General features: G+C 55.5%; 9 protein-coding genes. 3 read left to right on the forward strand and 6 right to left on the reverse strand.

The genetic code is table 11. The annotated features are described in order from the left end of the window. Window positions 1-126 precede the first annotated feature (126 nt). Together ACY692_RS03435 and ACY692_RS03440 are read right to left on the reverse strand one after the other, a co-directional pair. On the reverse strand, window positions 127-1,020 hold the full coding sequence (locus ACY692_RS03435; RefSeq protein WP_462323935.1) for a glycyl-radical enzyme activating protein: 894 nt from the start codon (window positions 1,018-1,020) through the stop codon (window positions 127-129). A 188-nt stretch (window positions 1,021-1,208) separates the two neighbouring features. Then, the gene (locus ACY692_RS03440) at window positions 1,209-3,659 is read right to left on the reverse strand and encodes a glycyl radical protein (RefSeq protein ID WP_462323936.1); all 2,451 of its coding nucleotides are present in this window, start codon (window positions 3,657-3,659) and stop codon (window positions 1,209-1,211) included. A 409-nt stretch (window positions 3,660-4,068) separates the two neighbouring features. Between ACY692_RS03440 and ACY692_RS03445 the strand changes: the two genes are divergently transcribed. After that, window positions 4,069-5,571: a sigma-54 interaction domain-containing protein gene (locus ACY692_RS03445; protein WP_462323937.1), complete on the forward strand. Its 1,503-nt coding sequence runs from the start codon at window positions 4,069-4,071 to the stop codon at window positions 5,569-5,571. A 99-nt stretch (window positions 5,572-5,670) separates the two neighbouring features. Here ACY692_RS03445 and ACY692_RS03450 read toward each other — a convergent pair whose 3' ends face one another. Beyond that, a complete protein-coding gene (locus ACY692_RS03450; protein ID WP_462323938.1) occupies window positions 5,671-6,432 on the reverse strand; it encodes a sulfite exporter TauE/SafE family protein in 762 nt (253 codons plus the stop codon). Then, window positions 6,398-6,991, reverse strand: coding sequence for a DUF4125 family protein (locus tag ACY692_RS03455; protein ID WP_462323939.1), 594 nt, complete (start codon window positions 6,989-6,991; stop codon window positions 6,398-6,400). Before ACY692_RS03455 ends, ACY692_RS03450 begins: the two co-directional genes overlap by 35 nt. Window positions 6,992-7,773: 782 nt before the next feature. Between ACY692_RS03455 and ACY692_RS03460 the strand changes: the two genes are divergently transcribed. Next, window positions 7,774-9,285, forward strand: coding sequence for an APC family permease (locus ACY692_RS03460; RefSeq protein WP_462323940.1), 1,512 nt, complete (start codon window positions 7,774-7,776; stop codon window positions 9,283-9,285). Window positions 9,286-9,541: 256 nt separating this feature from the next. On the opposite strand, the gene ACY692_RS03465 is transcribed toward ACY692_RS03460, so the two are convergent. Next, window positions 9,542-9,898, reverse strand: coding sequence for a PDDEXK nuclease domain-containing protein (locus tag ACY692_RS03465; RefSeq protein ID WP_462323941.1), 357 nt, complete (start codon window positions 9,896-9,898; stop codon window positions 9,542-9,544). Window positions 9,899-9,915: 17 nt separating this feature from the next. Further along, window positions 9,916-10,836 (reverse strand): precorrin-8X methylmutase, encoded by a 921-nt coding sequence (locus tag ACY692_RS03470; protein ID WP_462323942.1) that lies wholly within the window; start codon window positions 10,834-10,836, stop codon window positions 9,916-9,918. Between the two features lie 444 nt (window positions 10,837-11,280). Between ACY692_RS03470 and ACY692_RS03475 the strand changes: the two genes are divergently transcribed. After that, window positions 11,281-12,579, forward strand: coding sequence for a (Fe-S)-binding protein (locus ACY692_RS03475; RefSeq protein WP_462323943.1), 1,299 nt, complete (start codon window positions 11,281-11,283; stop codon window positions 12,577-12,579). Window positions 12,580-12,736: the final 157 nt, after the last annotated feature.

Here is a 12,736-nt window from a genome sequence, read left to right on the forward strand (position 1 = left end):
CGCCGACATTATATTCACGAAGACGGATGCACGTATCGTCGTCTTCGTCCTCCAACATGGTACGGAACTTTTCGAGGAGTTCCTCAGATACAGTCACGGTAAACATTACTCTCTACTCCATGGTTGTTAAACAATAACGGGCACGAGTCCATTCCGGTCAAATCGTTCGAGCACGACCTCCAGCTCATCCGGGGCATACTGAAAGATCGCCGGATACTCTTTGCCCAATGCATAATATTTGTTGCGACCAAAGGCATGGCACGGCATGACTTCGATTTCGTGACGGTCGAATTCACAGAACAACGCGGCCATGGCGGCGATATTCTCTTCGGCATCATTCATGTTCGGCATCAGCGGCATACGGATACGCACCTGGGTATCGGAGCCCAGAGCCGCCCGCATGTTCCGCAGGATGATCCCGTTTTCCTGCCCGGTAAGTTTCTTGTGTTCCACCGGGTCCATGTGCTTGCAGTCGAACAGGAAGAGATCCGCCAATTCGATGGTTCTGTCGAAACGCTCCTCCGGGCAGAACCCGCAGGTGTCCACAGTCACGTGGTATCCTTCGTCGTGGACGGCATGGACCATATCCAGAAAGAACTGCCCGCCGGCCGTGGGCTCTCCGCCGCCGAAAGTCACTCCGCCGCCGGAATTCTCATAGAACAGGGAATCCTTGCGTACCACATCCATGACCTCGTCCACGGTCATGATCTTGCCGGACATTTCCCGGGCCGATGTGGGACACGATTGCGTACATAGACCACAATCCGTGCATTGCTCGATATCCCGCCCAAAGATCCCGTCCTTCTCAACAACGGCCCCGTTCGGACAGACGTCCAGACAGGTCCCGCATCCCGTGCACATATTTTCGAAGAACATCATCTGCGGTGTCGTTTTCTGGGATTCCGGGTTGCTGCACCACAGGCACCGCAAGGGACAGCCCTTCAAGAACACCGTTGTTCGCAATCCAGGTCCGTCATGAACCGACATCCGCTGGATATTGTAAATCATCCCCTGACTCATCTCGTCCTCCGAGGTTGAACCGCTCCCTGCGGACCGACCCGCAACGTTTTCTAGTACTCCGACCGTTTCTTGCCGGACAGACCGTCATGAGCACAGCCGTGCGGCTCATTGGTTTTTTCAAGGCAGACCGCCCCTTCTTCACGGAAAGGCGGTCTGCCCGGGAAACAATAGCTCAGCACCGGATTATGCTAGGATGCATACTCGGTACGCTTGATGATCTCATTCTGCACGCCGCGATCCAGACGGGTGAAATAGGCACTGAAGCCGGCCACGCGAACGACCAGATCCTTGTACTCCACTGGAGTTTCCTGGGCCTTTTTCAGGGTTTCCGAACGCACGCAGTTGAACTGGATGTGGGATCCGCCGTAGTCGCAATAGGTCTTGATCAAGGAAAGCAGGGTACGGGCCCCATTGGGACCTTCGATAGTCGAGGGGGAGAGTTTCACGTTGAAGTGGTTGGCCCCGTAACGCACCGTATCGATACACTCGGCCCCGGATTTGATAAGGGCGGTGATCCCTTCAGCGTCAGTGCCCGGCATGGCCGAGACACTTCCGTCGGTCAAAGCCATGCCCGCCTTGCGGCCCGTGGGGATGGCGCCCATGAGACCGCCGAAGTAATTGTGATAGGACAGGGAATAGGCATCCAGCGGAGTCCGGTAGCCGAAGCAGTCCGGCCCCTGGGCGTGATGGATGGCATCCACGTCCCGGTAAAACTGCTGCACGAATCCTTCCACCTCGGGATAGTCGTTACCGTGCTTGGGCGCATTGAAGCACATCTGGCGGATGTCCTCATAGCCTTCAAAGTTGGCCTTGAGGGCCTTGAGAAGGTGCTCCATGGTGATCTTTTTGGTGTCGAAAACCAGATGCTTGATGGCGAGCAGGGAGTTGGCCGCGTCGATCCCGGCAGTCATGATGGGATTGACCTGGGGATAGCGGGTCCCCCCGGCCTCTTCACACACCCCCTTTTCTATGCAGCCGTCGTACATGGCGGAACGAAAAATGCTTGGAACGACCTGCAAACGGGCCATCTGGCTCAGATCCGAGTGTTTTCTGGACATATTGAAGAGGTGATCCAGCTGTTTCTTGGTCGCCTCGTATACCTCGTCAAAGGTCTCAAATGATGTGGGATCACCAGTTTCCGCGCCGACCTTCTTTTTGGTAACCGGACATTTGCCTCTGTTGAGCATCAGCTCGACCGTTTTGGCGAGACAGGGCTGGTCTTCCTGGGTGATAAAGCTGCCCTTGCCGCAGATGCCCGTGGACACACAGCCGTAGTTACCGCAGTTCCTGGCGTCTTCCAGGGTGATACTCTCCTCGTACGGGGCAAACCGGGCAAGATTACGCTGCACCACAACGGTGTTGTTCAATATCTGCGGCTGGCCCGAACCGGCCCGGATGCACTCCACCACCTTCTTGAGGTAGGAATCCTTCATCTTGGGATGGTAGAGCAGAGTCAGCGTGGGCTGGATGTTTCTCATGACGGTCTGCGTCTCGAGGAGCAGCTCTTCCAGTTCGGTGGAGGCGTCGTTGCCGTCCTTGTCCACACCGCCAATGGTGATGGACTGTCCTGTATGTCCGGACAGGGTGAGGGCATAGGAGTTACCCTGGTACTCGGCCAGTTCGAGATGCTTGATCCACTGGAATTTGAGCAGTGTCATGACCTGCTCACGGGAGAGGTTCCCCTCGTCGATATCCTTTTTGTAGAAGGGATACATGTACTGCCCGTACCGACCGGGGGAAGTGGCGCATGCCATCTGTTCGATCTCGATGGCCAGATGGATGAACCAGAAGGACTGGATGGCCTCGCGGAAATTGCGGGCCGGGAACTCGGGCACACGGCGGCAGACCTCGGCGATTTCCAGCAGTTCGGCCTTCGCCGCGGGATCACTTTCCTCGGCAGCGGTCGTTTCCGCCAGTTCGGCATAGCGGTGGGAATGGGTGATGACCGCCTCCAGGGTGACGAGCATTGCCCGGTACAGGTCATGCTTTTCCTTGTTGGCCAAGGTGGTCGGGCATCCGACAAACCGTTTTTTCACATCGTCGATGACCCAGCGCAGACCCTTGTTCAGGGCCAGCGGATAATCGGCGATGCCGGAACCGCTGGCCACGCTGACATTTTCGTAATACATTCCGGCCTTGGCAAAGGGCTTGGGTTTGATCCCGTACTTATCCTTGAACATCTTGTCGTTGAGATCGATACAGGTCCGCCCCTTCCATCGCTTGTACGTCTTCTGCAAAAGATCCTGGGTCTCCTGGGGGATCTTCATCTCACCCAGAGACGCCATCTTAGCCATCTGCATTTCTTCCTTGATCCAGGAGACGTTCCATTCGGGGTAGGCATACACGCCGGCCCGCACGCCGGTGAGGGTCCCCACGATGGGATTGCCGTCCAGAAAAATCTTCTTCTTTGTCAAAACCCGCTCGAAAAGCTTGGCCCGGATATAAAAGGCCGATTCGCCCTCGAATTCTTCATAGACATCGTTGAGAAACTGCAAACGTTCGGGATCCATGATCTGGGGGGCGTTCATCAAGAATTCCTTGAGGTCCTTGAGCCGGGTGCCTGCGGTCTCCCAATCGATCTTATACCCCTCGGGTGAGGGAGTTCCGGTTGTGTCGGTCGTATTGGAAAGTGTATCCATTATTTTCTCCTTGCCATGCGCTGTGATTTTCCCGGGTGACCGGGATACAAAAAGCGGGTCTGCCCTTGCCCGGGTGTGCCACCTCGTTCGGGTGCGGTGTTCCAGGTGATGCCGACCGCCGATGTGCCTTGGGGATGCGGGAATGAGCCGCCCCTGATGTTGTTCTGTCTTCCGTCCTTGACCGTTCGCTTGTTCCTATTCAGCACAAGGTATGCCACCCGGTATCCATCGTACAAATCCCAACCGAAATCCCGTCCCGTAAGGAATATCTTTGTAGAACGACGGCACCGCGCAATAAAAAAATTTTAATTTTTCAAAAAAAAACTTTCTTTTTGGAGAATTTTTTTTTACCCGCTTGCGGACACTTTTTCGAGCACACCAACCAAAACTGACGTACCCGGGTGCACCTATGTATTCCACTACAAAAAAATTCCATAATGTCAGCCGTACCAACGTACTGAACCCGGCCATGACCGCCATCTGGGATGACATGAATATCGGCGTGGCCGTGGTCAACGCCCAGGGTATATGTGAATACATGAATCCCATCCAGCGACGGATCGACGGATTCAGCCGTATCAAGGTCGTAGGCCAACACATCACCAGTCTGTACGTCCCCCACGAACTCGACCGTATCCCGACCATCGAATGCCTGCGCAAGGGTGAACCGATCCTGAAAAAATCCTATTTCTACAAAACGACCAAGAACTATCTCGCCAGCACGGTCACTGATTTTTTCCCTCTCTTTGATCATGGCAAAAAGGACGGGGTCATCACCTTCATCATCTGGACGGGCAACACCTCGCTGGTTGAACGTGACCATCGGCGTGTGAAACCGGTGCCTTCGAAAAATAAAGCCTATGATTTCTATACGTTCGAGAGTATTGTGGGTGAGGGAGAAAGCCTGCGGGAAGTGGTCAAAGAGGCACGGATAGCGGCCCAGACAGACTCGCCGGTCATGATCTGGGGGGAAAGCGGTACAGGAAAGGAGATCTTTGCCCAGGCCATCCATGCGGAGAGCGGACGCCGTGGCAATTCCTTCGTGGCCGTGAATTGTGCCGCCATCCCTGAAAATCTCCTGGAAGGGCTGCTCTTCGGGACGGTCAAAGGCGCGTACACGGACGCTCCGGACAAACCGGGACTTTTTGAAAAGGCCGACGGGGGGACCCTGCTCCTGGACGAACTCAATTCCATGCCCCTTGGTTTGCAGGCCAAACTCTTGCGTGCGCTCCAGGAAAAACGGGTCCGCCGGCTGGGCTCCCACAAGGAGGTCCCCGTGGATGTCCGTGTGGTCAGCATATTGAACCAGCCCCCCCTGGAAGCCATCGGTACGGGCAGCCTCAGGAACGATCTCTACTATCGACTGGCCGTGGTCGGCATCAAGGCCCCCCCCCTGCGGGACCGCAAAGAGGATATCAGCCTCCTGGCACAGACCTTTATCGATCGTTCCCCTCTGCGAAAGAACACTGACCCCATCTCCATTTCCGAGGAGGTCCTTCGGATATTCCTTACCTATGACTGGCCGGGCAATATCCGCGAACTACTCCACGTCATCGAGGGGAGTCTGGCTCTTCTTCCGGCGCACAACAGGATAGAGCGGTCCGGTCTGCCGCGCCACTTCCGAGAATCCTGTACCGACGGCAACGGAGTGCAGTCAGCCGTTCCCCCGCTCCAGTCACCACAGGTTCCGGAAACAATCTTGGCCACCAAGGCATATTACGACTACGACGGGGTGACGAAAAGCAGTGTCATACCGCTGAAAAACTCAGTTCGGGAATATGAAACACAATGCATCCGCAATGTGTTACGCGTCACAGGTGGCAACGTGGCCAAGGCTGCCCGTATTTTTCAGATCACTGCGGCCGGACTACGCTACAAGATGAAACAGCTCGATATCCGTGATGAGGATTGATGGCTAAGTGATAGGGGAAGGACTATTGGAAGGGATGACCAGCCATGACTCGGGCAGGGAACTAGAGGGCTCTCCAGCCCCGGGGCCATGGTAGACCATCTAGACAAGGGAACGGACCAGGCAGATGCCCCCCGCCAGAACGATGACCACCCGCAGAACCCGCTTAAAGGTATCAACATTGAGATGATTGACGACGGGGAAGGCACACAAGGTCCCCAGAATCGTGGCGGGTACGCCGTAGAGTCCATGCTGGATCAATGTGGCGGTATACATCCCCGCATGTGCCTGGAGAAGGCATGTCAGGGTCCCCCTGATGACAAAGAAGACCCCCAGCGTCCCCAAAAATACACGCGGCGACCACCCCACATAAAGGCCGTAGGCCCCTACCGGCGGCCCGTCAAAAGAGATGGCCGTCCCGAGAAGCCCTGCACCGAATCCTGCCGAGCCACCGTGCATCCAGTTTTCCTCATGGGGCCGCTCGACACTGAATGTGCGCTGCCAATATACATAGTAGAGCAAAAGGGCACCAACGCCCCCCTGCAAGACAGCCCCGGAAACGAATTGGAGGATGCACAGTCCGGCCACGGCTCCGGGCAAAGATCCCGCCAGCATCGGCCACAGGGCGGATACCCGACAATGCCGGAAATGCATGCACGCGATACATCCGTCCATGGAGACATTGAGCATACAGCTGAGCGGAATGAGTTCGTGCATGGGGATGGCGCTTGCCGCGATCGGCACGGCGACCAGTGCTCCGCCGATGCCGCTGACCCCGGAAACAAACCCGCCAATGAACCAGGCCACGAAAACGAGCAAACAGACCCCATCAACCATCGTAGCGGCCCGTCTTGTGTCCGGCATCCGCACACGCCAGACCTTCCTCACACCCGGCCAAAGAACCGTAACCGAGTTTCTCCATCAAACGGTCAAACCGCAGCCGGGCGAGATTGGAGCCCTCCTGCCTCGCCCTATCCACACACAGACCATACTCCCTTCTGCTCCGGTCCGAGTAGGTCTGCAGCTCGCATCCAAGATAGAGACAGAATGGTTCGTGCCCGTCCGGCTTGACGGTTCGGGGAAATTCCGAGGCAACGGCCCTGCGCCAGAGCCCCTCGGCGGCCACGATTTTTCCGATCATCGGATCCGTACTGATCGCGGGAATAAGACCTTCCATAAGGGCATATTTTTCAGTCATGAGATTACGGCCCTTTTGTTCCGCAACCTCGAGATCACCCACATAGGATTCAAGATATGCGCGGGAAAGGGCCCCGTGGCTGATTTCTCGCATGATGCGGAAAGACTCGGGAGATTCCTGACACGGGGAAGTCCCCCCTCTGCTCGGAACGGCCAAAAACATGGTCTGTTCGCGGTCGACGATCTCTTGTACCAGGCTCTCGTGCACGGCATCGGTCATGGTCATGTCCTCCAGGATAATGTTTTTCCATGCGCTGTATGGGCGCCACTCCGTGGGTCCATATCCGTTAGCAAAGCCAATGCCGATCCCTTGCTGCCCCCCTGTAACTGCCATGGCCTTCCACGCCCCTATCCCAAGTCCCATGCCCGAGGGGCCGCGATTGGATAAGGGATCATTTTGGAATTCTCCATAATTCCATATAAAATTTTTTTATCGAAAAAGATATTTTTTTATCGAAAAAATAACATTTCAACTCTCTACCGCACTCTCCCTCCTCCTTAGTCTTTTGGGTGACCGAGCACGCACAGGTCCCCAAAAACCACCTCCCATCAGGACGCCTCCCCTCCCCGGGGATGCCAGGGACTACCCGTTCCTGGATCTTTTTTGACCAGCCTGTTGTTCGCACAGACGACCTCGGTGGCCACAAAAACATAACAGCTTGATACGATTATACATAATGCCAAAGACGATCCTTTGCCCTTTCCTTCCTAATGAATTATTTCACATATCGGAACACTTATTGCTGAACCCCTAAAAATCGTAATGCGGAATGCTTGTTCACCCTGATCTTCTGTCCATCCCTCGGGAACCGTTCGCTGCCCCCGACAGAGAGACACACCCCGCGCCAGGCCCAAGGCCCGCAGGGGCATGTCAGACCATTTGGAGACTATGGTGGTATGAACATCCACGGCCGGATACCTCGTGACCCTTTTCCTCCAATAAAAAGGGTCCGTCCTTGTGGGCGGAAGAGGAATCTGTCCGTCAACCCGTACATTTTGAGGTTTACAATGGCTCAAACAGAACACGTCAAACTTGAAAAATCCCTTTCACCGGCCCAGGTCTGGTCACTGGCCCTGGGCTCGATCGTCGGCTGGGGCTGTTTCGTTTTACCGGGGGACATGTTTCTTCCCCAGGCAGGCCCCCTGGCCACCCTGATCGGCTTCTTGATCGGTGCCTGCCTCCTCAGCTTCATCGCCGTCTCATACAGCTACATGATCGAATGCGCCCCAGTTGCAGGCGGGGAGTTCGCCTATGCCTATCTGGGATTCGGCCCCACCGCGGCCTTTGTGTGCGGCTGGGCCTTGGTCCTTGGCTACATCGCCATCATTGCCATCGACATAGCCGCTCTCGCCTTGATCTTTCGCTTCCTTTTTCCCGGGATCTTTGAATTCGGCAAAATGTACTCCATCGCGGGATGGGATGTGTACGCAGGCGAGGTCATCCTCATGACCAGTGCCACCCTCCTGTTCGGATGGCTCAATTACCGGGGCATCAAATTCGCCGGTAAGCTGCAAATCATCCTGGCCTTTGTACTCACCTTCGGCATCATCACCCTCTTTGCGGGCTCGGTCTCCATGGATACCGCCGCCATCTCCAATCTCACCCCCCTGTTCGCGGAAGACCGTGCGCCACTTCTCTCCATTATGGGCATATTCGCAATCTCACCGTTTCTCTTCGTTGGATTCGACACGGTCCCCCAGGCAGCAGAAGAATTTTCCTTCAAACCATCCAAAGCCCGGAATCTCATGATCCTGGCCATCTTTTGCGGGGTCATTCTCTACAGTCTGGTGACCCTTGCCGTCTCCATCGGCATCCCATACCCCGAGATGCTCGCCAGAATGGATCTGCTACGGAGCAATGGCGGCACGGCATGGGCAACCGGGGCGGCCGCGACACTGGCCTTTGGCAAACTCGGGGGCATCGTTCTGGCCTGCGCTGTTCTGGGAGCGGTATGCACCGGCATCAACGGTTTTTATATCGCCACGACACGTCTGCTCCTCAGTATGGCCCGGGGGCACATCCTGCCCGCCTGGTTCGGTGACATCCATCCCAAGTACCGCACCCCGCACAAAGCGGTTCTCTTCACTATCGCCATTGTCCTGCTGACCCCGTTTGCCGGTCGCGCCATTGTTGTCTGGATCGTGGACATGTGTTCCGTCGGCACGGGTATCGGCTATCTATTCACCTGCCTTGCCGCCCGTCGCGTCATGCTCGGCAGCCCCGATGTGGCCAACAGAAATCTTCGGGTGCTCTGCACGCTCGTCGGCTCCATAACCGCCGTGATCATTATTATGCTCCTCATGTGTCCCGGATCCCCCGCGCTCATCGGCAGCCCTTCCCGCTGGTGCATGCTGGCCTGGATCGTCATGGGACTGACCTTTTATTCTTCAAACAAAACCAACTGGGTAAACATGCCCGAGGAAAAAATACGCGTCAGTGTCCTTGGCAGCCTGGATGTCCCGGTCTTCTTCAAAACACGCAAAACACCGGCAGCCGACACGGCAACCGTCGCCGAATAGGTCCCCCCTCAATGTCTTTGGGAGACATGGCTCCCATTTGTTACAAAACCGGATTCGTCATCAATCTACGCAAAAAGGCCGCCCTTCAGGTAATCCCTGAAGAGCGGCCTTTTTGGTATGAACATGTCGTCCGTCCACAGTGGTGGAGCCGTCCTGTCCTTGGTACGTAGCGTAGAGAGAAGACATACATTGTCCACTCACTCCAATTTCCCTCCCAGTTCCGCCTCGATCTCTTCGATGCTCGGCAAACTCCCCTTCAACTCTCCGGGCAGGGTATCTGCAAGTTTTGTTTCCCAATCCGCAACGCCCATGGGTTTCTCAGGCCATCCCATGCGTACTCAACGATACGTCCGTTCTTACTCTTGCACAGCAGCAGTGCGATGGCGGGATTGTCGTCGGGATGGCACAGGAGATCATCCACGGCAGAAAGATAGAGGTTGAGCTTGCCCACAAAACCGGGGCCACAAGGAACGGCCTTGAGTTCCACCACCACATAGCCACGGACCGTGAGGTGGTAGAAAAGCAGGCCGAGAGAGAAGTCCTGATCGCCCACTTCCTTGTAAAATTCAGGATGCCAAAGATTTTTTTGGGTAATGTTGGTAGGGACAGTCATGCACAGCTGCTTACCGCTCAGCGTGCGGCGTGCAGGGCACGGATCACGGCCAGGACGCAGGAGATCCCGCCTCCGGTGCCGGGGTTGGTGATATGGGTGATAGTGGTTTGGGCGAGACGCTGCTTGATCGACGGGGCGTCTGAAAATCCTGGAGGCAGGGCTATCACCAGGGCAGGGGTGGGGGATTTCTGGAGAAGTGTGTCGACAATCTGGTGGTCGGAACCCACGGCAACGATTGATTCCGACAGGTGATTCTTGAAAAAGCCTTTGATCCGGTCACCCTCAGTGGCAACGCACACGGCCTCGTGTCCCATGAACCTCACCGCAGCGACCAGCTCCTCGGTGTCGCAGAGGAGGGGCTTGCCGGACGCTATGGCACCGCCAAAGGCGCTGACTACAGGGCCGTGGACCCGGATGTCGGCAGCCAGGGACAGGTCTCCGGTGGCCAGGGCCAGGGCCCTGAACAGGGGGAAGATATCGTCAGGCTTGCCCGTGGTTGCGAAATGTGCGGCGATGATATCGTCATCATCACCAGCGGGAGCACCCTGGTTGCCACAGTCACACTCCCGGACGCGGGCCTGGAGCCGGGTGACGACGATGGCCTCGAGCAGGGGCTCGTCCTCCATGGTTTCCAGAAGATCGAAATGAATCTGTGGAAACACCTCCCGCAAGTCCTGGACGACCCCGGGGAGCTCGTCGGCGATGTGCTTTCCGCTCAGGAGAAAATAGGGAAAAATGATGATCCGGGTGACCTTGGCCCGGGCCAGTTCCGCGGCCTGTTCGGCAAGGGTCGGGCTCCCGCAGGAAAAACAGGCAGGCACGACCCGGGCAGGGGCGAGTCTGCGGCCGATCCTGTCCACCAGGGCGAAGAACCCTTGTGACGCCTCTTTCCGCCGGGTCCCGTGTCCGAGAACGATCACTGCGCAGGAAGTATTCATGTAACAGCCTTGTTTCTCAATTTTTTGGATGCAAGGGTACTGCCCGGGTTTTTATCTGTCCGTCAAGGATGAAAAAAGGAATCTTTAGCATAAATTATTTTTTTGTAACACCCCATCTTCCTCCAATCCCTCCCCTGGACAGATAATGGAAATCCATTTTTTTTTACAATAAGTACTGGAAATTATCATTAAATTTCTCTATAGGGTTTCCATATTTTCCAACGCCGTGGAACCTTGAGAAATTCCAGTCCGCGTATTGCGATTTCTCCCTTTCCGTGGCATTGTCCGCCAGAAATTGAGCACGTAATGGAAACATGGAGCGTTGGAGCTGGCTTTTTCAAAACCAGTTTTAATCCTTCACGATTCTTGTCAAGGTTAACGTCAAGAAGATTCGTTCCCGACGAATTGCCATGTGTCTAACAATTATTTCCTAAGGAGGAGAATATGGCAGACGCAGCAGTCAAAGTTGGGACAGAACCCAAGACCACCTTCATGGACAAGGTGAAAGAGATTGTGCCCGAGGGCGGGAATTTGAATCTCTGTCTCACCTGCGGTGCCTGTTCCGCTGGATGTCCTGCTACCGGTCTTGAGGGGATGGACCCGAGAAAGTTCTTGCGAATGGCTGCCCTGGGATTGGATGAGGAAGTGACCTCAACCCCTTGGGTTTGGATGTGTACACAATGCATGCGGTGTGTCCACGCCTGTCCTATGAACATCAACATCCCGCAGCTTGTTTTCTATGCCCGCCAGTCCTGGCCCCGCGAGGAACGCCCCAAGGGTATCCTGGGTTCATGCGACTTTGCACTGAAAACAGAAGGAAACAGCGCCATGGGCGCAAACTCCGATGACTTCAGGTTCGTTGTCGAAGACGTGCTTGAAGAAGTCCAGGAAGCCCAGCCGCAGTTCAAAGACATGGTCGCCCCCATTGACAAGGAAGGCGCCTATTTCTTCTTCAACCAGAACTCCCGCGAACCCGTGACCGAGCCGGAGGAAATGATTCCGTCCTGGAAGATTTTCCACACCGTCGGCGCCGACTGGACATACGGCTCCAAGGGCTGGGGTGGTGAGAACTACTGTATGTTCCTTGCCGATGATCCGGCATGGGAACAGATTGTTCGCAACAAAGTCAAAGCATGTGAGGACCTGGGTTGTAAGGTGTTCCTCAACACCGAGTGAGGCCATGAATTCTATGCACTCCGGGCCGGAATGCAAAAATATGGTATCACCCCCAAGTTCGAATTCAAATCCATCATCGAATACTACGCCAAATGGATCAGGGAAGGAAAACTTCCCGTCAACTCCGATTGGAACAAGGACCTCAAGGTCAAATTCACCGTTCAAGACCCCTGCCAGCTGGTCCGCAAGAGCCTGGGCGATCCTATTGCCGAAGATCTCAGATTTGTTGTCGAATCCGTGGTCGGCAAGGAAAACTTCATAGACATGTACCCCAACAAGTCCAACAACTTCTGTTGCGGCGGCGGTGGCGGTACGCAGCAAACCGACTACAAGGATCAACGCGCCAAATTCGGCAAGGTCAAGACCGACCAGATCCTGGCCACAGGAGCGGATTACTGTATCGCCCCCTGTCACAACTGCCACTCCCAGATCCACTTCCTGAACGACTACTTTGAAGGCGGATGGTACACCGTCCATCTGTGGACCCTGATCTGCCTGTCTCTGGGCATCCTCGGTCCCGAAGAAAGAGAATACCTCGGTCCCAAGTTGAAAAACATCGGACTGTAGTTCTCCCGGAAGTGCCCATCAGTATACAAAAGGCCCTGCCCGATGTTCCGGGCAGGGCCTTTTGTCGTTTTCATATCAAACAATAATCTTGGGGGGGACCTGTGTGTCCGCCCTTTTCCGTGTCCGTCCTTTTCCGAGCACACCGTTCACCTTTGGC

This window comes from Desulfoplanes sp., assembly GCF_054921335.1.